Source organism: Paraburkholderia sp. Ac-20347 (genome assembly GCF_017104805.1).
Classification (GTDB): domain Bacteria; phylum Pseudomonadota; class Gammaproteobacteria; order Burkholderiales; family Burkholderiaceae; genus Paraburkholderia; species Paraburkholderia tropica.
In genome coordinates this window covers 1-20,475 of the sequence record NZ_JAAGPN010000149.1, presented here as the reverse complement: position 1 = coordinate 20,475, position 20,475 = coordinate 1, and the positions used below count along the sequence as shown (strand labels likewise).

General features: G+C 59.8%; 17 protein-coding genes. 8 read left to right on the top strand and 9 right to left on the bottom strand.

Annotated features, from left to right (window positions below):
- Positions 1–1,915 (bottom strand): hypothetical protein (locus G3N97_RS24590; protein ID WP_205995586.1); only part of this gene is annotated, 1,915 nt, incomplete at its 3' end.
- 556 nt (positions 1,916–2,471) lie between these two features.
- Between G3N97_RS24590 and G3N97_RS24585 the strand changes: the two genes are divergently transcribed.
- From G3N97_RS24585 to mvaD, 4 genes are all read left to right on the top strand, one after another.
- Positions 2,472–3,944, top strand: coding sequence for a hypothetical protein (locus G3N97_RS24585; RefSeq protein ID WP_205995585.1), 1,473 nt, complete (start codon positions 2,472–2,474; stop codon positions 3,942–3,944).
- Between the two features lie 107 nt (positions 3,945–4,051).
- Positions 4,052–5,359 carry a hydroxymethylglutaryl-CoA reductase gene (locus G3N97_RS24580; RefSeq protein ID WP_205995584.1) on the top strand — a complete coding sequence of 436 codons (1,308 nt, stop codon included), beginning with the start codon at positions 4,052–4,054 and terminating at the stop codon, positions 5,357–5,359.
- Positions 5,356–6,459 carry a hypothetical protein gene (locus G3N97_RS24575; protein ID WP_205995583.1) on the top strand — a complete coding sequence of 368 codons (1,104 nt, stop codon included), beginning with the start codon at positions 5,356–5,358 and terminating at the stop codon, positions 6,457–6,459. Before G3N97_RS24580 ends, G3N97_RS24575 begins: the two co-directional genes overlap by 4 nt.
- On the top strand, positions 6,456–7,451 hold the full coding sequence (mvaD, locus tag G3N97_RS24570) for a diphosphomevalonate decarboxylase (RefSeq protein ID WP_205995582.1): 996 nt from the start codon (positions 6,456–6,458) through the stop codon (positions 7,449–7,451). Before G3N97_RS24575 ends, mvaD begins: the two co-directional genes overlap by 4 nt.
- An 8-nt stretch (positions 7,452–7,459) precedes the next feature.
- Here mvaD and G3N97_RS24565 read toward each other — a convergent pair whose 3' ends face one another.
- From G3N97_RS24565 to G3N97_RS24555, 3 genes are all read right to left on the bottom strand, one after another.
- The gene (locus G3N97_RS24565; protein WP_241030813.1) at positions 7,460–8,275 is read right to left on the bottom strand and encodes a tyrosine-protein phosphatase; all 816 of its coding nucleotides are present in this window, start codon (positions 8,273–8,275) and stop codon (positions 7,460–7,462) included.
- A 78-nt stretch (positions 8,276–8,353) separates the two neighbouring features.
- Complete coding sequence (locus tag G3N97_RS24560) at positions 8,354–9,817, bottom strand: amidohydrolase family protein (RefSeq protein WP_205995578.1); 1,464 nt, start codon at positions 9,815–9,817, stop codon at positions 8,354–8,356.
- 188 nt (positions 9,818–10,005) lie between these two features.
- Positions 10,006–10,911 (bottom strand): LysR family transcriptional regulator, encoded by a 906-nt coding sequence (locus G3N97_RS24555; RefSeq protein ID WP_205995576.1) that lies wholly within the window; start codon positions 10,909–10,911, stop codon positions 10,006–10,008.
- A gap of 452 nt (positions 10,912–11,363) precedes the next feature.
- Here G3N97_RS24555 and G3N97_RS24550 point away from each other — a divergent pair, with 452 nt between their 5' ends.
- Both G3N97_RS24550 and G3N97_RS24545 read left to right on the top strand, forming a co-directional pair.
- Entirely contained in the window at positions 11,364–11,936 is a 573-nt protein-coding gene (locus tag G3N97_RS24550) for a UbiX family flavin prenyltransferase (protein ID WP_205995574.1), read from the top strand.
- Between the two features lie 47 nt (positions 11,937–11,983).
- Positions 11,984–12,700, top strand: coding sequence for a DUF554 domain-containing protein (locus G3N97_RS24545; protein WP_205995573.1), 717 nt, complete (start codon positions 11,984–11,986; stop codon positions 12,698–12,700).
- A gap of 91 nt (positions 12,701–12,791) precedes the next feature.
- On the opposite strand, the gene G3N97_RS24540 is transcribed toward G3N97_RS24545, so the two are convergent.
- From G3N97_RS24540 to G3N97_RS24520, 5 genes are all read right to left on the bottom strand, one after another.
- The gene (locus tag G3N97_RS24540) at positions 12,792–13,517 is read right to left on the bottom strand and encodes an anaerobic ribonucleoside-triphosphate reductase activating protein (RefSeq protein ID WP_205995570.1); all 726 of its coding nucleotides are present in this window, start codon (positions 13,515–13,517) and stop codon (positions 12,792–12,794) included.
- Entirely contained in the window at positions 13,514–13,696 is a 183-nt protein-coding gene (gene nrdD, locus G3N97_RS24535) for an anaerobic ribonucleoside-triphosphate reductase (protein WP_205995568.1), read from the bottom strand. The genes G3N97_RS24540 and nrdD overlap by 4 nt, the downstream gene beginning before the upstream one ends.
- Before the next feature lie 70 nt (positions 13,697–13,766).
- Positions 13,767–15,524 (bottom strand): ribonucleoside triphosphate reductase, encoded by a 1,758-nt coding sequence (locus tag G3N97_RS24530; RefSeq protein WP_205995566.1) that lies wholly within the window; start codon positions 15,522–15,524, stop codon positions 13,767–13,769.
- A 406-nt stretch (positions 15,525–15,930) separates the two neighbouring features.
- Positions 15,931–16,461 carry a hypothetical protein gene (locus tag G3N97_RS24525; protein WP_205995564.1) on the bottom strand — a complete coding sequence of 177 codons (531 nt, stop codon included), beginning with the start codon at positions 16,459–16,461 and terminating at the stop codon, positions 15,931–15,933.
- A 45-nt stretch (positions 16,462–16,506) separates the two neighbouring features.
- Positions 16,507–18,021, bottom strand: coding sequence for a UbiD family decarboxylase (locus tag G3N97_RS24520; protein WP_205995562.1), 1,515 nt, complete (start codon positions 18,019–18,021; stop codon positions 16,507–16,509).
- A gap of 569 nt (positions 18,022–18,590) precedes the next feature.
- On the opposite strand from G3N97_RS24520, the gene G3N97_RS24515 reads away from it, so the two are divergent.
- Together G3N97_RS24515 and G3N97_RS24510 are read left to right on the top strand one after the other, a co-directional pair.
- A complete protein-coding gene (locus tag G3N97_RS24515) occupies positions 18,591–19,691 on the top strand; it encodes a porin (RefSeq protein WP_205995560.1) in 1,101 nt (366 codons plus the stop codon).
- Positions 19,692–19,852: 161 nt separating this feature from the next.
- Positions 19,853–20,320 (top strand): SCP2 sterol-binding domain-containing protein, encoded by a 468-nt coding sequence (locus G3N97_RS24510; RefSeq protein ID WP_205992734.1) that lies wholly within the window; start codon positions 19,853–19,855, stop codon positions 20,318–20,320.
- Positions 20,321–20,475 lie beyond the last annotated feature (155 nt).

Genomic DNA, 20,475 nt, shown 5'->3' with positions numbered 1-20,475 from the left:
CTGGCGATGCGCTGCCGGTCGTGACCACGTTCGTGCCCGCGCCGCGCGAATCGCGCGCGAGCGTCGCGCTCGACAGGCCGTCGACGAGCACGCCCGCCGCGCCCGGCCCGGTCGTCGTCACGCTGCCGCCATATGCGTTCAGCACGCCGGTGCTCCACACGTAGTAGCCGGCCGCGCTGCTGCCGCTCGTCGCGATCGTCACGTCCGTGGCGCTCACGCTCGCGGCGAGGCCGCCGACGAGCACGCCGTATCCGTTGCTGCCCGAGCTGTTGATCGCCGTGCCGTTCAGGCTGCCGAACGCGCTATTCGAAAACCACACGCCATACGTGCTCGCGGCGCTCGTGGAGACGCTGCCGCCCAGCATGGTCACGACGGCGCTGGACGTTCCATTGACGCCGTAGCTCTGGCTGCCGGTGGTGACGATCGCGTCGTTGGTGAGCGTCGCGTTCGAGCCTTCGCCGTTGACATAGACGCCGCGCGCGCTGGCGCCTGTCGTGTTGATCGTCGCGTTCGCGACCGACGCCGTGCTGCCGCTCGCGACCCAGATCGCGTAGGCGGTGCCGCCCGATGTCACGACGCTGCCGCCCTGCATGCCGAGGCTCGCGCTGTTGCCCACGTAAATGCCGTAGGCCGTCGCGCCGGACGTCGAGATGCTCGTATCGCTCGCCGTGACCGACGCGCTGGGCGTGATATAGAGCCCGAAGCTGTTGTCGGCGGACGTCGAGATGCGGTCGTTGCGCAGCGTTGCCGTCGTGCCCGCGCCGTTCACGTAGATGCCGCGTGCGGAGGCGCCGTCCGTCTGCACGCTCAGGCCGTCGATCGTTCCCGTTGCGCCGCCGGCGAGCCAGATCCCATAGGCGCTCGACCCGGTCGTGTGGATCGATCCGCCGTTTGCGACGAGCGTGGACGCCGTGTCGTAAATGCCGTGCGCGTTGTCACCGGTAGTGGAAAAGGCGGCGTTGGTGAGGGTGGCCGTCGTTGCGCCGCTCTCGTACAGTCCGATACCCGATGTGCCGCTGGTGACGAAGCGCGTGCCGTTCGCTGTAACGGTCGAGGCGTTGTAAGCGTAGATCGCGTAGGCACTTTGCGCGATGGTCGTCACCGAGCCGTTGACGAGGTTGATCGTCGACGACGCCGACACGATGCCATACGTCGATGTGCCGAGCGCGCTCACATCGGTATTGATGAGGTTGATCGTCGGGCCCACCGTGCCGGAATTGACAAAGGCGCGCACGCCATAGGCGCCGGTGAAGCCGCTCGACGTCGTGATCGACGAGTCGCGCAAGGTGATGACCGGCGCGCCCATGGTCGTGCCGTACGCGCGGATGCCGTCGGCGCTGTCGCCTGCTGTCGTGATGTAGAGGTTCGTTGCGTCGAGCGTGGTCGGCGTTGTCAGCGAGCTTGAAAACGGCGCGTAAATGCCAAACACGGTGAGGCCGTCCGTCGTGACGTATGTGCCGTAACCGTGACTGCTTCCGTTGACCGTCAGCGTTCCGCTCGACACATACAGTCCGTCGTTTGGCGGTCCGCTCGCATAGTGCGCATAGATCTGGATATTGCCGGGCGTCGATCCCGCATCGGGCGCAATCACCGCCGATCCGCCTGATTCGACAGACACGCCAGCGCCGCCGAGCATCGAAGGATAAGGCAGTTGGGGATCGATCGTTGTGGAGCCCACGATCTGTCCGCTGATGTTATTGAACTGCTGCGAGTAGTCGTAGCTCCCGGGCCCGATCACGATGTCGTATTGCGCGTGTGCGGGCAGGGAGGTAAGCAGCGCGAGCCACGCGCCGATGGAAGCCGGAATGCGGCGGAGTCGCCCGGCATGGCGTGACGGCGATGCGTGACGGAATCCGGCGCGATCGATGCCATTCGGCGCATGCCGCCGGTGACAACGGCGATCGCATTCGTTCATCGCGCACTCCGTAAAGGACGAGTCCTGTGTTCTGGAGGTGATCAGACTCCATAACCTACGAAATACTACAAATTATTGTCGTGGGAAAGATATTTCTCGATTGAATATCTCAAACGCATTTATTTGCGAAAACACAACACGTCTGATAATCGTGAGTCGAGATTGAGTGTCCAGATCGATGTAATCCATCTGTGAATTTCAGTGTTTTGAAATTGGAAATGTGCGATCGAATTATTCTGATTTTGCAAGGGGCGAGCGGAGATCTTGAACTCCAGCGCGCAATCGGCGCTTCGCGCTGCAGTCTGGCCTTTGAAAGCTATGTTCAGGCATGGCCGTGGAAAGCTAACGTCCCGAATAAAATTCAATATAGATAATATGATTCGCGCCCAATTAATATTGCGAAGCGCAATTTTTTCTCGACTAAACTGACCTTCATGAGATTTTGAAAATCCTCTATCCACCGCATGCGTCCCGGATTGGTATTTTCGTTTTCAGTTTCAGAAACAATCCGCGCGTCTGAATCTTCTCGCAGCTTCAACGTCCTGGAATCGTCGTCATGAATGCATTTTCCAGCAACCCTGGATTGAGCGCCGTTGCACTCTACGTTCCCCGTTTCCGGGTTTCACTCGAATCGTGGTGCGAGTGGACGGACCATAACTGGGAGAAAATTTCCAGCACGGTGGGTTCGAGTTTTCGTCTGCGCGGGCCGCACGAGAATGTGTACACGATGGCGGCCAATGCCGTCTTGCGGCTCATCCGGAACAATGAACTCGATCCGCTCCAGATCGGTTTCCTCGCGCTCGGCACGGAATCCAGCACCGATAATGCGGCCGGCGCGATCATCATTCGCGGGCTCGTCGATCGCGGGCTCGAAAGTCTCGGGCTTCCACGCTTGCCACGGCAACTCGAAGTCCCCGAATTCAAACATGCGTGCCTCGGTGGCATCTATGCGATCAAAGGCGCGGTTCGTTACGTGTCTCAAGATGGCGCGGGCCGCAGTGCGATTGTCGTGAGCGCCGATGCCGCGGAATACGCGCGCGGCAGCAGTGGCGAGCCGACGCAGGGAGCCGGAGCAGTCGCGATGCTTATCGAGCGCACGCCAAAGATGCTCGAATGGGATTTGATGCACGCAGGCAGCGCATCGGATTTCCGGGTGATCGATTTCCGCAAACCCGTCGGTCGTCATTTCATACGCGGCTATGCGCGCGGCGAAGGGCGGTTTGCCGACTACCCGGTTTTCAACGGCCGTTATTCGATCTCGTCCTATCTCGACGAAACGGCGCACGCAGTCGATCTCATGCTCGACAAGCTCGAAATCTCGCCCGAGACCTTTTATCAGGGCGTGTCGGCATTGTTCTTTCACCGCCCTTATCGAATGATGCCGGTGCAAGCGATGGCCATGCTCCAGGTTCGCTCGATGGCCCTGTGTGCGAATGCCGATTTCGACAAGCTCTGCGCGAGCGCGGGCGTCGCTGCGGACGACGTCAGGCGCGACGTGTTATCGCAACCCGATTTGCGCAGCTACGCGACCTTCGAGCGCAACGCGATGGACCCGTTCGGCGCGGCCAGCGCGGCGGCGAACACCTTGCGCAAGCAGGCGGATTTTCAGGCGATGCTGGGAGACAAAATGTACCTCGGCTCGGAGGTCATGGCGAATCTCGGCAACCTCTACACGGCGGCGCTGCCTGCGTGGATTGCGGCGGGTTTCGATGAAGCCGCGCGGCGCGATTTGCCGCTCGCGGGTACGCAGATGGCCGCAATCGGCTATGGCAGCGGCGACGCGGCGGAAGCGATCCCGCTGCGCGTATGCGATGGCTGGGAAGCGCACGCGGCGCGCATCGGCGTGAACGTTGCACTCGACGACGCGATCGATCTGAATCAGACCGCTTATGAAGCGATGCACGATCGCGGCGCGGCGCCCGGCGTGCGCTACGAACCGCACGACGAATTCGTGATCGACCGTGTCGGCCTCGAATATACCCAACAGTTTCAGGACATCGGCATCGAGTATTACGAGTATGTCGCTTGACTGTTTTCAGACGCCTGATCGCTAAAGACCGTTCAATTCGGATAACCCGGCAACGCACGTGGGCGCGGCTTTGCGCCACGTCGTCGCGAGTTTGAAAGGACACAGCCATGGCCAGCCTGCCGGAAAGCAATTTTGCATTGAATGCGTGGGAGCGTGAACTGGCGTCGGGCACGCGGCGTCTTCATGAAACGCCGGCGGGATTGTCGGTCAGCGAGGCGGCGGCAGGGCGGCGACGCGCCATCGAGGCACGCTGCGGCGTCAGTCTCGCGTCGACGGGCGAATATTCAATGGACGTGCGCACAGCGAAAGTCGAAAACCTGATTGGCGTCACGCAAATTCCGTTGGGCGTGGTTGGCCCTCTGCGGATATTGAGCGATCACATCGGCGAAAACGAAGAAATATTCGTGCCGCTCGCGACCACCGAAGGCGCGCTGATTGCGAGTACGGGACGCGGTTGCCGCGCCGTACGCGATAGCGGTGGCGCGGTCGTTCACGTCGACGATGTCGGCATGACGCGAGCACCGGTATTTCGCACGTCGGGTATTCTGCAAAGTCTCGAATTCGTCGCGTGGGTCGCGGCGCACGAAAATGAAATCCGGCAGATCTGCGAATCGACCAGCCGATATCTGCGTTTGCAGGCCATTCGCCCGCAACTCGTCGGCTCGACGGTGTATTTGCGTTTTCGCTTTACGTGTGGCGACGCGATGGGTATGAACATGGCCACGATCGCGTGCGCGCGCGTCGTCGAAGAACTGATCGGACCGGAGACGGGCGTGGAATGCGTCGCCGTGTCGGGCAATTATTGCGTCGATAAAAAGCCGGCCGCGCTGAATTTCATCGAAGGGCGCGGAAAACGCATTTACGCGGAAACCGTGCTGTCTCGCGACGTTCTGCAACGCTGCCTGAAAACGACGGCAAGCGCGCTGTGCGAAGTGCAATATCGGAAGAATCAGCTCGGCTCGATCATGGCGGGCGCGCTCGGTTTCAATTCGCACTATGCGAACATCGTCGCGGCGTTTTTTCTCGCTACGGGGCAAGACGTCGCTCAGGTCGCGGAAGGCGCGCTGGGTGTGACCTGCATCGAGCCGCGCGAGGACGGCGCGGCGTATGCGTCCGTGTTTCTGCCCGATGCGCCGGTGGCGGCGATCGGCGGCGGCACCGCGCTCAGCACGCAGGCCGAAGCGCTCGGGCTACTCGGCATCAGCACCGGCATCAGCACCGGCATCAGCACCGGCATCAGCACCGGCATCAGCACCGGCAACACGGACAGCACGGCGGGCGACGCTGCGCTGCGGCTCGCGCAAATTCTCGGTGCCGTCGTGCTCGCGGGAGAAATATCGACATTGGCGGCGCTCTCCGCGCATCATCTTGCGCGAGCGCATGCGGAACTCGGGCGGCCTGCCAATCTGTCATGACGACGCTACGCGGCGCGATTGCATCGGCGCCAGGCAAGCTCATCCTTATGGGCGAACACGCGGCAGTCTACGGATGTCCGGCGGTGATCGCGGCCATCGGGCTGCGCAGTTGCGTCACGATCGAGCGTGTCGCAGACAACGACGAAACGGTGACGCTCGATTTGCCGGACATCGCTTCAACGCAAGTCAGCGACTGGCGCGAATTGCACGACTACGCGCGACGCGCGCGACTGCGCTGGGAACATTTCGACGCGACGCCCACACCCGATAACTTCGCGCGCGTGCGCGGAACGGACCCGGCGCATCTGGTGAAGATCGTGATCGGCGAGTGCCTTCAGTATGTGGGCCATCATGCGTTGCCGGGCGCGTCGATCCAGCTTCGTTCGACGATTCCGATCGGTGCGGGATTCGGCAGTTCGGCGGCGCTGGCGGTGAGCCTCGCGGCGGGCTTGCTGGCGAGCCAGGGGCGCGCGCCCGATCCGGAGGGCGTGGCCACGATCGCGTTGCAGGCGGAGCGTCGGCAGCATGGCCGTCCGTCAGGCATCGATCATCATGCGGTGTTGCTAGGCGGCGTTGCGCGAGCGGTGCGCGATGCGTCGGGGCGTCTCGACGTGCGGCCGGTCGAAGCCGGGCTCGCCAACTTGCGCGATCTGCTCGGCCATGTCGCGGTCTACGATACGGGCGCGGCCGACGATGCGACGGGCGCCGTGGTCGCGGCCGTGAAACCTCATTTCACACGTGCGGATCGTTCGCTGCTCGATCGTATGACGCGCACGACGCAAACGTTCATCGCGATGCTGGCCTCACCGCCGCCGCGTTCGCGCGCCGCGATGGTGAATCTCGTGCGCGATTACGAGGGCAGTCTCGAGGACATCGGCGTCGTGCCCGCGCGGGTTCAGGCGACCATCCGCGAGATCGAATGCGCGGGCGGCGCCGCAAAAATATGCGGCGCGGGGGCGATCCACGGAGACAGTGCGGGCGCGCTGCTGGTCATCTGGCCCGACGCGCCGCCCGAACCGTTGCCCACAGGGCTACGAAGCCATACGCCGATCCCCGTGGCGCTTGCGGCGCCCGGCTACACCGTGGAGACGTTCGCATGAAGCACACTGCCGTCGCCGCCGCGAATATCGCGCTGATCAAATACTGGGGCACGCAGGACGCCGAGCGCGTGCTGCCCGCCAATCCATCCTTGTCGATGACCTTGCGTCACTGCGTCTCGCGCTGCACCGTTGCGCCTGGCGCAAACGGCAAGGACGAGGTGAGCTGGCTGAACGAACAGGGCGAACTCGAAACGCCGCCGCCGGCGTTTCTGGACGGCGTATTGCAACACATCGAGCGTCTGCGCGCGTATGGTGGCGCGCGGATGTCGCTGCGCGTCGTCACCACCAATAACTTTCCGACGGGGGCGGGTATCGCGTCGTCCGCGTCCGGCTTCGCTGCTTTGACCATCGCGGTGTGCCGCGCGCTCGGTTATGACGCGGACAGCGAGGCACTCTCGCGGCTCGCTCGCTTGTCGGGCTCGGGATCCGCGGCGCGCTCGGTGCTCGGCGGTTACGTCGAGTGGCCGGGCCTCGCGGACGATCCCGAAAGCGGCGCGCGTCAGATCGCGGGCGAGCGGCACTGGCGATTGCACGATCTGATCGCGGTTGTGAATACGGAACACAAGCGCGTGAGTTCGCGCGAAGGTCATCGTCGCGCATCGACGAGTCCGTATTTCGCCACGCGCCTTGAACATCTCCCTGCGCGTCACGAACGGGTGCGTAGCGCTTTGCTTGCACGCGATTTCCGACGCCTCGCGCAAGCGGTCGAAGAAGAAGCCATCGACCTGCATCTGATCGCCATGTCCGCCACGCCGCCCACGTTTTACTGGCAACCGGCCACGCTCGCCGTGCTGGAAGCGGTGCGAAGGTGGCGTGACGATGGCCTCGAAGTGTGCGCGACGATCGATGCCGGGCCGAATGTTCACGTGCTCCGCACGGATGCGCACGTTGCACAGGTGCGCGACGCGTTGGACGCGGTGACGGGCGTGAATCACGTCATCGCGGACGAAGTGGGCGACGGGCCGCGCTTCGTCGCGGAGCATCTGTTCTGACTCGCAATTCAAAGGGCGACGAGATAGTGACGGCGTATTGCTTCGATATCGGCCTGAAGCGCGTCGCGCAGGAAACGCGCAATCGTTCCGTGTTCTCGCACGATTGCATGAAGTCCCGCGTCGAGATACGCCTCCCGCACTTCGAGCAACGGACCGACGACGTCGGGATCCACCTGCTCGCGCACGGCGACCGCGCGAGCCGCTTCGTTGAAACGAAGATTGGCGCGATTCGATTCAAGGTAATCGGCGCGTATTGCCACATCGTCGACGCCCAGCGCCATCAGCAACAGCGCGGCCGCGAAACCCGTGCGGTCCTTTCCAGCCGTGCAATGAAAGAGCAGCGTCTCGCCGCGTTCGGCATGCTTGAACAGCGCGCGAAATGAGGCCGTGCCTTCGCGCGCGAGTCTTTCATACAGGTCGATCATGAGCGCGCTGGCGTCGTCCGGTGTCCGGCCGCGCAGACTGCGCATCAGGTTTTCCATGGAAAAGTTCGCGCCGAATACCGGTTGGGCTTCACGCGGCATGGCCTGATCGAACGCTTGCTCCGCAGCGGGCTTTTCGGTGGTCGATCGCAAGTCGACGATCACGTTCAGACGCAGTGCGCGCAATACCGCCATGTCGTTCTGCGTGGCGTGCGCCGGATTGCCGCCGCGAAACAATTTGCGAGGCGATACCTGAAAGCCATCCGATGTTGGCAAACCACGAAAATCGCGCACATTATGGACCGCTTCAAACGCGATGCCGCGCCCAGTGCGCGTGCTTGCCGATCCTGATGATGAGTGGTCTGGCGTGAAATCCGTGGCCAACGTGACGCCCTCCGTCATGGTGAGCTTGCACCTGCATTGAAGCACAAAAGATTCGACGCCGCCGGGCATTCACCTGTTCGTTGGTTTCAGATGCGGCTAAACGGACAGACTGTTCTTGTAGATATGTCCGTCCTTCATGATCAGTTGAATGTGCGATTCCGGATCGGCGAGCAGATCGATTTGGGCGAGGGGATCGCCATCCACAACCAGAATATCGGCGAGTGCGCCCGCCTCGATCACGCCCAGTTTTCCGGGGTACGGATTCCGTGGCCCGGAGAGGGCGACCAGCTCGGCGTTACGACTCGTCGCGAGTCGCAGAACATCCGTCGTATCGAACCATTGCGAGAGTTTGGTGAGCTGCCGCCCTTGTGTGCGCGTGCCTTGCGGGTTGAAAAGAATATCGGTGCCCCACGCCATTTTTGCCTTATGTTTCTGGCCTAATTCGAATGCGCGTACCGTGCCTTCCGCAATCGACTTCTGCATCGCGCGTTGTTCAGCGGTCGCCTTTGGATTCGCGTCTTCGTCGTTGAGGAATGGTTGAATGCTCCACCACGCACCGGCATCCACAATTTTCTTGACGGTGTCCTCGTCGGCGAGCTGACCGTGCTCGATGGACTTCACGCCGCTCGACAAAGCCCGCTGTATTCCCGCCGATGTATAGACATGGGCGCAGACATAGGTTCCCCAGTCGCTGGCGGCGTTGACCGCTGCCCGCATCTCGTCCAGCGTGTATTGAAGCGAATCCAGTGGATCGAATAGCGACGAAACGCCGCCGCCGGCCATGATCTTTATCTGGCTGGCGCCGAGCATCAGTTGTTCGCGGGTTTTTTTCAGCACTTCCGGCACGCCATCGGCGATGGCCGATACGCCGGCAACTTCCGCAGCGCTCAAAGAGCAGAGCGCGGGATTCGACACCTCATTGGGATTGCGGAAATCGCCGTGCCCGGATGTCTGCGAGATCATCGCGCCCGAGGGATAAATCCTCGGACCGGCGAAACGCTTTTCATCGACGATTCTTTTCAGCGCGAACGACGGCCCGCCAACGTCACGGACCGTCGTGAACCCGCGCATCAGCGTTCTCTCCGCTTCTTGCGCCGCGAGCAAATAGACGTAATTGACATCGATATTCGGCGCGAGCGCGGTGCTGGCCGGTACCGCCGCGAATATCGAATGCCAATGCGCGTCGATTAGCCCCGGCATGACCACCTTGCGTGTGCAATCGATGACGCGCGCATTCTCGACTGTCTGGCCTGTGGGGATCAGCGCGGAGATCATGTTGCGCTCGATAAGCACGTCGTGACCGTCGATGAGCTTGCTGCGGGTGCCGTCGAATATCCTTGCGCCTCGCAGAAGAATAGGGCGATCGTCCGGTTGGGACTGCGCGAGCGACGCCGGGCTAAGCGCGGCGACGGCCATGCCAGCCGCGATGCCTTTCAATGTGTTACGTCGGGAAAGCGCCTCGGTGAACCGGCGGTTGAAGTTCACGGCGAGCGTGCTTCGACAGCCACAGGTGGCGCGATAGAGCGAACGGCCAGCGGAGGATGCAGACTGATCTCTCATTGTGTCCCTCGATGCTCAGGTCAGTGGAAGCACTGCCAGACTATAGAAGAACGGGATCCGGTGGGCTGACGATGTCTTTGACGACCGCCGTCCGCCACTTAGTGGGTCACGATGAGTTTGACGCTTCATGCCGACGCCCATCTGAACGTCGCGGCCCGCTATGCCAGCGGGCCGTGCTTCCACGATTACTAGGCGCGCTCTGCGAGTGCGCTATTCCAATGCCCGTCTTTCACGATATCCATCACCGCCGCCATATGCGAAGACGCCGACATCTTCACGATGCTTGGATAAAACGCAGCGAACGTTGAGGAGATCGGAAACACGCGGCAATGCTTCCACTTTTCCTGATCGACTTCGGAGGCCGGGAGGATACTCGCGCAATCGAGACCGGTCTCGATCCAGTCGAGAATCACGGACGGCTGCGATACCGACATAACGGCCTTCAGTTCGCCGCTCGCGCGTTCGAGCCGGTCTTTCACCAGTTCATAAATTCCCGGACCTTCACCGCGACGCAACAGCATCAACGGAAATTTCGCGATTTCGCACAGCGATAGTGCGCGATCGGGAAGATCTTTTGCCAGCGTCGGCGTCATGACCGCGACGGCACTGATCGGCTGGAAATTGAGGCAGTCGTAGCCGCTCGGATTCGACGGTTTCTGGATCAGCGCGACGTCGATCAGCCCGTTGCGCAACAGCATTTCGATGTAGCTGGAGTCGGAGACCGTGAGGCGAATGTGAATATCGGGGTGACGGCGGTGGATTTCGAGGATCAGCGACTGGAAAAAACGCTGGTAGAGATGGGATACGCCGATACGGAGTGTCTGCGTTTCCGTCTTCGAGATGATGATGGTTTCGCGCGTGGCGTTGTCCACGCTCTGAAGAATTTCGCAAGCCCGACGGTAGAGGTGTAGTCCGGCGGGCGTGGCCTCGATGTGCCGGATGCCCCGCAAAAACAGCAGCGCCCCAATTTCCTCTTCCAGTTCGCTGAGCCGCTTGCTGAGCGCCGGCTGGGCGATATTCAAGAATCGTGCTGCTTTTGAAACATTTCCCTGCTCAATAACGGCACAGAAATAACGCAATCGCTTTAGGTCCATATTCCCTCCGCGGCCGATTCTAACAAATTGAGATGGGCGATTTCTGATTCGAATCAAATTCACGAGGCATATATTTTTTTGCTTAATGTGCCATATCGAAACGGTAATTTTGGCATCGACCGTTGTTGCCTATATTGGCTCCGGGATAAAGATTTGGCTTACGAAGTGTTCCGGGAAGCAGTCGAATCGATGGTCGTTCCGGGCGGAACGCCAGCGTGGATGGGCCTCCGTCGGGATAGGGGGCGTCAGGGTGAAACGTCTGAATAATCCGTCGAGCTAAAAGGAAATAAATATTGCGTAATGAAAATCAGGTGTGGTTAATCGTCGCATTTCAGAGTGAAGCAGTGCAGAAGGGAAGTGCGTAAGAGAAGTCCATAAGGGTAGCGACGAGTGAGTGTGACGAAGCAATCAGGCGCCGCAATTCGGTTTAAAGATTTAAATGGAGGACTGGCATGATGCGCCAGCGAATCATTGTTGGTATCAGTGGGGCTACGGGATTTCAGTACGGCGTCAAGGCGCTGCAACTGTTGCGCGGCATGAATGTGGAAGTGCACATGGTCATGTCGCGTGGCGCCGAATTGACTCGTGAGCTGGAAACCGACTATTCCCGCGAGGAAGTTCTGGAACTCGCCGACGTCGTCCACCCGATTACGAATCTCGGCGCCTCCATCTCCAGTGGATCGTTTCGAACCGTGGGCATGCTGGTCGCGCCCTGTTCGATGCGCTCGCTTGCGTCGATTGCTTCCGCGCAATCCGACAACCTGCTCACCCGCGCCGCCGACGTTGTGCTGAAAGAGCGCCGCCGTCTCGTGCTGCTCGCACGCGAAACGCCGCTGAACCTCGCGCACATCGACAACATGCGTCGTGTCACGGAAATGGGCGGCATCATTTTTCCGCCGACGCCGGCGCTCTATCAGCGACCCACGACGGTGGATCAGATCCTGACTCACACCGTCGGGCGCGCGCTGGATCTATTTGGACTCGAAGTACCCGATTTGCCTCGCTGGGGTGAATCAAACGCTTGAGTGGTCACAACAAAGCTGATAACTGAAATTTACTTGGGGTAAAGAACATGCTGATTGGTCCATATTTCAACGGGTCGGCCGTGGTTGTCGGCGGTTGCGCGGGTGCATTCCTGGGCACGCGGCTGTCCGAGCGTCTGCGTCTCGCACTGCCGCAAACGTTCGGTCTCGCGTCGATGGGGCTTGGCATCACGCTGATCATCAAGGTCAAGTTCATGCCGGCCGTGGTGCTCGCACTGATCCTGGGTGCTGCCATCGGTGAAATCATCTATCTGGAGAAGTTCATCGGCAAACTCGCCGGTTCGACGCGAGGCGTGGTCGACCGCTATTTGCCGTCGAATTCAGGGCTGGGGCAAGCTGAATTTACCGAGCGATTCGTGGCCATTCTCGTGTTGTTCTGTGCGAGCGGAACCGGGATTTTTGGCGCGATGCACGAAGGGATGACCGGCGATCCGTCGATTCTCTACATCAAGACGATTCTCGACCTGTTCACGTCGGCGATTTTCGCAACGGCACTCGGCTATGCCGTGGCATCGATCGCGATTCCGCAACTCGTGATTCAGCTCTTGCTGGCCGCACTCGCAGCAATGATTCTCCCGATGACGACGCCGGACATGATGGCGGACTTCTCGGCGGTCGGCGGGCTGATCATGCTGGCCACGGGCTTCCGTATCTGCGGCGTCAAGGCATTCCCGGTTGCGAACATGATTCCTGCGCTCGTGATCGTCATGCCGATTTCGCATCTGTGGGCTCACTTCGTTCACTAAGCATCGAACGCGCTTCGCGCGCGTCAAATAAAAACACCGCACTTCGAGTGCGGTGTTTTTCATTTCTCTTTTGGAAAAGACGATGTGTGAATCAATGCGCGCGCACTTCCACGATCGAGAGCGACTGCTGCAATCGCGCGATCGTGGAAGCGGGCGGATAGCCGGCAGGCAGCGGCGCATCGAGCGGACCGCCGGTTTGAACGCCGTCACGCCGGAAAGTCTGCAACACCAGTTTCGTGATGCCGCGCGCGACGAGTTCGGTTGAAATGTCGACCAGATCGTCTTCGGTGAGCAGCGCGGGGTGGATCGTCGTGCGGCATTCGAATTCAATACCGCTTTCGACGATGAGATCCAGTGAACGTCGTGCCGCGTCTCCGCTGCGCGCAATCTGCGTGACGCCCGCGTAGCGCTCGAACGGCGCCTTGACATCGAAGCCGATCCAGTCGATCAAGGGCAAGCACGCCGTCAGTCGATCCGGATAGCCACCGCCCGTATGCAGCGCAACGCGAAAGCCGAGCGCTTTCACGTCCGCCATCATCGACGGAAGAAAGCGCTCGACCAGTGGTTCGCCACCGCAAAAGACCACTGCGTCGAGCATCCCTTTACGGCGTTCGAGCCACGCCGCGATCGACGGCCACGAGGGCCGATCGGGCGAGCTGTTGCGGGTTTGCAGGTGCGGATTGTGGCAATAGTGGCAGCGCCACGGGCAACCCGAGACAAACACGACGCACGCGAGTTTGCCCGGGTAATCGCAACTGGAGAAGCGCACGACGCCGCCGAGCTTCGGCGAAGGTGTCGGCTCGTCGTGATGGCTCATGTGCGTTCGCGGAAGAAGCAGCGTTCGGAGAATTCACCTTGTTTGCCGATGTTGAATGCCGAAACCGGACGGTGATAACCCATGACGCGCGTCCAGATTTCGCAGCGCGTGCGTTCCTCTTCTTTCAGGGCGAGCTGCGCCGATGTTGCGTGAGAAGTTTGGACTTGTTGCTGGGACATAATGCCTCCTTGAGGCGTTGAGAAAGCGGGAAATGGAAGAGCGATATTGAATCGTCCGAGATGAAATTGCTCAGGCTAGCTCGGCTTCGGCCTTTTCGCGCAGCAAGGCTTCATCGCACTTCGGACAGAATTCATGGCGGCCGCTGAGATAGCCATGTTTCGGGCACACCGAGAATGTGGGCGTCACGGTGATATACGGCACGCGGAAACCCGCGAGCGCGCGCTTCACCAATTCGCGGCAAGCCTCCGCCGACGACACCGCCTCATTCATATACAGATGCAACACCGTGCCGCCCGTGTACTTCGCCTGCAGCGGTTCCTGTTGTTCGAGTGCTTCGAACGGATCGTCGGTCCAGGAGGCAGGTAGCTGCGTCGAGTTGGTGTAATAGGGCTGATCCGGCGTACCCGCCTGAAGAATATCGGCAAAACGGCGGCGGTCTTCCTTGGCGAACCGGTACGTTGCGCCTTCGGCGGGCGTGGCTTCGAGATTGAAGAGATGGCCGGTTTCCTGCTGAAACTCCGCAAGCCGCTCACGCACGTGATCCATCAGTCGTATTGCGAAATCGTGTCCGCGCGAGGTCGTAATGTCCTCCGTATCGCCATAGAAATTGCGGATCATCTCGTTCACGCCATTCACGCCGATGGTGCTGAAGTGATTGCGCAACGTCCCCAGATACCGCTTGGTATACGGATACAAACCTTTATCCATCAGATCCTGAATCAAGGCGCGTTTCACTTCGAGGCTTTCTCTCGATAGATCGAGCAACGCATTCACGCGCGCGTAGACGCGGTCTTCATCGCCACGGCATTCATAGCCGATTCGTGCGCAATTGAGCGTCACCACGCCCACGCTGCCCGTTTGTTCCGCCGATCCAAACAGACCGTTACCGCGTTTGAGCAATTCGCGGAGATCGAGCTGGAGACGACAGCACATCGAACGCACCATATGGGGTTCGAGTTCACTGTTCAGAAAGTTCTGGAAATACGGCTGACCGTAGCGCGCGGTCATTTCAAACAGGCGCTCGGTATTCGGATGCGTCCAGTCGAAATCGTGCGTGATGTTGTAGGTCGGAATCGGGAAAGTGAAGCTGCGTCCGCGCGCGTCGCCGGCTGACATCACCTCGATATAGGCGCGGTTGATCATATCCATTTCCGCGCCCAGATCGCCATAGGTGAATGGCATTTCCTGGCCGCCGACATAAGGCACCTGATGCTTCAGATCGTCAGGGCAGGTCCAGTCGAATGTCAGGTTCGTGAAGGGCGTTTGCGTGCCCCAGCGGCTCGGTACATTCAGGTTGTAGACCAGTTCCTGGATGCACTGTTTCACCTCGGTATAGCTGAGATTGTCGACGCGCACATACGGCGCCATATACGTATCGAACGACGAAAACGCCTGTGCGCCGGCCCATTCGTTTTGCAAGGTGCCGAGGAAATTCACGATCTGACCAACGGCCGCGGATAAGTGCCGCGGCGGATTCGCCTCCACTTTTCCGGGAACGCCATTAAATCCTTCCTGCAGCAGGCTGCGCAGCGACCAGCCGGCGCAATAGCCCGACAACATATCGAGGTCGTGAATATGCAACGATCCATCGCGATGTGCCGCGCCGATATCGGCGGAATACACATTATTGAGCCAGTAATTCGCAATGACCTTGCCGCTCGTATTCAGAATCAGGCCGCCCAGACTCCAGCCTTGATTGGCGTTTGCATTGACGCGCCAATCCGAGCGATTGAGATACTCGACGATGGTCGAGGCGACATCGACGGTAAGCCCCGACTTGTCGTCATGCGGAGCTTGCGTAGGGTTGGGAGTCAACGCGTTTGGCATGTGTTTTTGCACCATATGTTGTGGTTGTTATTAATTTGTGCACTTTATATGGTGTGAGTTCGCGAAGCTGAACGATGCCGTGGCACATTGATGAGTGTCAAAAACCGATGCAGCACACTGCCGCAGTGCAGACGCGATTGTTGACGGCGCGAATGCGCGAATGTGCGAAAGGAGACGGGCTCAGAGTGTTTTGAACGTACGTGCGATTCGACGTAAGTGAATCACGCACAGTTCGAGAAAAAGACGAAGCGATATCTACCGCAATAAGCTGCGGTAAATCGACTCAATGAAGACAGAAAGGAGATAGCGATTCAGGAGCGATCGCTGTCGTGACAGCAGGCAAAGGGAAAAGCGAAGCGCGGAAAATCAATCGCAATAACCGCGCAGCACCGAGGAACGGTCAATGTTATTCGTCGCGTTGCCAAATGGTTTTTCGCGCGAAAACCAGGCTGTTATCGGTGAGCTTGATGTGTTCGATCGACAGACGCCACAGGTCGGTGGGACGCAGGCGCGCAACCGGGTGACGGATGAGGTAGCGATCCATCGCGGCTTCGAGCTCCGCACCGGAAAGCCGCGAGGCGAACGCCGAAAACTGCACGCCGCGTATATCGCGAAGACGTTCAGGTTGTTCGGAAACCGTCGCTGAAACAATCGGGCGGCTTTGCATCGCGTGACCATGCCGCGTTTTCACGCTGGTCATCACGAGCACGCTCGCGGTGTTCGGTTCGAATGCGTAAAAGCAGCTGGCCGACCACGGCGTGTCGCCGTCGACCACGGCAAGGCTCAGGACGTGATGGGTCGACATGAAGTCGGAGATGCGTGCGGGAAAGGCGTGCATGGAAAAAACCTGTTGAATCTGCGGAATATCGCATCTGACGATTCTGCCGCCGGTGACGCGCTCCATGCTGGAACTCATCATCGGCGGCAGGCCGTTCAACGCGAATTCAGGCGGTGCTCAGATAAACCGCCTGATCTTGCGTGCCTAGACTTCGTCCGGCACGAAGTCGGGCAGGAAACGACGCACATCGACTTCCTTGAACTTCGAACGCTCGAAATGATGCTTGAGCTTGAACGGGACCGTGCAGTCGAAAATCGTTTTGCACGACGCGCCCTGTTCGAGAATGCTCGGGCTGTATTCCGGAATCTGCGACGGATCGAGCGGATGGCAGCGCACGCCCGGAATGGCCACGTGGCTCACGTCGCCCTGATAACGCGTTTGCATGGCCCACAGCACGTCGTCGGTGTCGAAGATATCCACGTCTTCGTCAACGAGAATCACGTGCTTGAGTTCCGGGAACGACGAGAACGCGAGCAGCGCGGCTTGACGTTGACGACCTTCGTCCACGGGCGCCGACTTCTTGAATTGCATCACGGCGAGCAGCTTGCCGCCGCCCGAGTTGTGCGCGTAGACGTTGAGCAGTTTGCCCGGCATGGCGCGTTCGACCATCTGCAGAATGCTGGCTTCGGTCGGAATGCCGGCCATGTTCACGTGCTCTTCGCCGGGGCCGACGGTCGTTTGCAGGATCGGATTACGACGATGCGTAATGGCCTTCACCTTGATAACGGGAATCGCGTCCTTTGCTTCGCCGGTATAACCGGGGAATTCCGGCATGGCCTTGCCGGTGTCGGTGTTCTGGTCTTCGCGTACGCGCACGATCGGCAGCAATTCGCCTTCGATCACGATTTCGGCGTGAGCGATGGCACGCGCGTTGACGGTCAGACAGTTCGACAGTTCGACGGCTTTATTGCGCAGCGCGCCGGCCACGTTCAGTTCGTCGAAACCGAGCGGCGTCGTCGGCGGTTCGAAACACGCTGCCACGTAAATAGCCGGATCGACGCCGATGCTGACCGAAATCGGCAGCGGCTTGCCGGCGGCTTCGGCCTTCTGGCGGAACGCGTCGATATGGCGGCCCGGCGTGAGCCACATCGAGAGTTCGTCCTTGCTTTGCACGCAGAGGCGGTGAATCGTCACGTCATGCTCGCCCGTTTCCGGATCGGCCGCGTAGCACAGACCCATCGTCACGTACGGACCTGCGTCTTCCTCGGTGTTGGTCGGTGCGGGCAGCAGCGTGCGCAGATCGAAACCCGGCTCCGTTGCGAGGTGAACGACTTCCTGGCACTGCGCCTTTTCCTTGCCGACGGTGACCGGCGGGATCGGATTGAGCACGGCGTCCTTGAGCAGGAAGCCGAGTTTCTTCGGCTCGCAGTTCAGTAGTTTGCCGACGCGCTTACGCGAGCCCAGCAGGCCGATGGCGACACGGAAATCGGGGAAGCCTTTGACCTTATTGAAGATCATGGCGGGACCGCCGCGTCGTGTGGGGCGTGAACAGGTACCGCCGGCGCCTACATAACGATAGACACCCGAGAGTTCTGCGTGCGGATCGACTTCGACGCTGGTCTGGACGAGTTCGCCCGGGAGGTCGCCGAGGACCTGGAGGGCCGAGCGCAGGTCATGCACGCGCGGTTCTGTGTCACCGCTGTGATCGTTGTGTGCCAATTCAATTCTCCTTGGATTCGACGCTAAACGCGTCTGGGAAAAAATATAAACACCGGAGAATAAAGCGGGAATTACCGTTTTGTTATGGCTTCCACAGCGAAACAATATGGCTTATTGAAATGATTAAGGTCAATGAAAAAAATAGATTTAGGAACCAGAATCCACTCGAAATTCATGCGGGAACAAGATTTTGCCTCGATGAATTTCACGTGAGTTGTTTGAGTATTGCTGCAGGCACGTGTGTTGCCGGCGTGTGCACGTCACGCGGGTGAAGTGCCGGATTGATCGCTACCTGAGCCGGGTTGGCAAGCGTAGCGAAATATCCGGAAAGTCTTGCAGTGGCGATCAGCCATTTATTTTGAAGGCGTGATTATTTGTCGCAGTGAAAGTGGGGAAGTCAATCGAGTGATGGCACGGATTTTCGATTGACTGGATTCAACCGCGGTGGATTAGCGGTCGAAAAATCTAAAACGAAGTCGTCGGTGGGTAGTGCGGTTACGCCTCGTTGCGCGGGTGGGGAAACCAGAGCGTAGTCCGCACGGTTGTGAAGAACTAACACAGGATTACTAATGACCAGGATCGTATTATCGGCGGCGCTCGTCGCGGCAGGGGTGCTGACGGCATCGGTCGCGCATGCGCAGAGCAGTGTGACGCTGTGGGGCCAAATGGATGTCGGCATCAACTATGTGAGCAACCAGGGCGGCACACGCAACTTCATGATGGACGACGGCGTCAACGGGCCTGATCTGCTGGGCCTGCGCGGTGTCGAGGATCTCGGCGGTGGCACCAAGGCCATCTTCGAACTGGTGGATCAGTTCTCGGTCGATACCGGTGAATTCACGGCGGACCAAAGTCTCTTTTCGCGCACCTCGCTGGTGGGTCTGCAGAACGACCGTTTCGGCAAGTTCACGGTGGGGAATCAGTATGAATTCATGACGGACACGCTGTTCTTCAACGGAGACGATCCCTCGGAGCTGTCCGGTCACTTCTACGATTTCCGCGCCGGTCCGTTCCAGAAGCTCGATCTGCCGGGTAACCCGACAGGGTCGTTCGACTGGGACATGATGAGCGGCGGCACGCCGGTTACGAACTCGGTGAAGTATGTCTCGCCGCGATTCGGCGGATTCAACTTCGGCGCGATGTACGCATTCGGCAACGTCGCGGGTTCAGTGGGCGCAGGCAACGCGCAGAGCTTCTCGCTGAGCTACAAGGCGGCCTCGTTCGGCGCAGACGCGGCTTATACGAACATCAAGACGTACACGGCGGGTTCGCCGCAGATCAGCGTGCGTCGCTGGGGCGCGGGTGCGCATTACGACTTCGGCAACTGGCGCACCAACGCGCTGTTCACGACCGTGCATAACTCGGAGAACGGCGGTTCTGTCTGGGAGGCCACCGCGGGCGCCGAATATCACTTCACGAGCGCGTTCAAGATGGGCGCATCGTACATGTATATGAAGGGCAATCAGACCGTCGATAACAACCACGCCAACCAGCTGTCGGGCATCGCCGAATACTCGCTCTCGAAGAACACGAGCGTGTACGCGATGGCGCTGTATCAGATCGCGAACAAGGGCGCACAAGCGCAATTGAGCGGCCAGAACACCACCGAAGATGCGTCGAGCAGCAACGTTCAGACGGTCGCGCGTATCGGTATTCGCCACCGTTTTTAAACGTGCCTGACACGTGAATTTCCGGCGTGATTCAGTCGCCGGAAATTCGCCCGTTACCGCGTGGATAAAAAAACACCACGCGGCAACGGGCGACGTAACGGCGCATCAAGCACTTGCAGCACGAGGTCCAGACATGATCGATATCCAGAAAGGCTCGCCGTATGAATGACTATCTTTATCGCATTTCGGTCGCGCTCGGCGGCATGCTGTCGTGCATGCCGACGCTTCCCGGCTCCGAAGCGCTCGTCAACGTGCTGAATAAAACCCTGCGGCACGATATCCCCGCGAAAACCCTCTCGTTACTCGAAGGTCGCGCGCTGCAGGCGCAGGTCGCCGACATTGGCGTGCGTTTCGATTTCGCGGTCAGCGATGGCGTATTCGAAGCGCTCCCGGAGCCCGGCGAAGTCGACCTCAAAATGAGCGCGACGTTCGAGGATTTTCGCTCGGTGATCGGCGGCGAAACGCCTTTCGACACGCTGTTTTATAGCCGGCGAATCGTGCTCGAAGGCGATCTCGACATTGGATTCGCCGTCAAGGAAATGTTCTCGGACATGGATTTCGGCACCACTTCGCTCGAGACCGTCATGCAATTGTGGCGCACCAATATGCCGCGCGATCTCGGTGTCTAGCGCCAACATATTGATAGCGATTGTGCGTGCCGAAATCGCCAGTTGAAGATTTGCAGAAGCACGGCCAGCCGGGCCGTGTTGCATCATTTGTGAGGATTGTCTATGTTCGTCGCCAGCAGGACGGAGCTCGACTCCCTGATTGCGCGCGTGAAAAA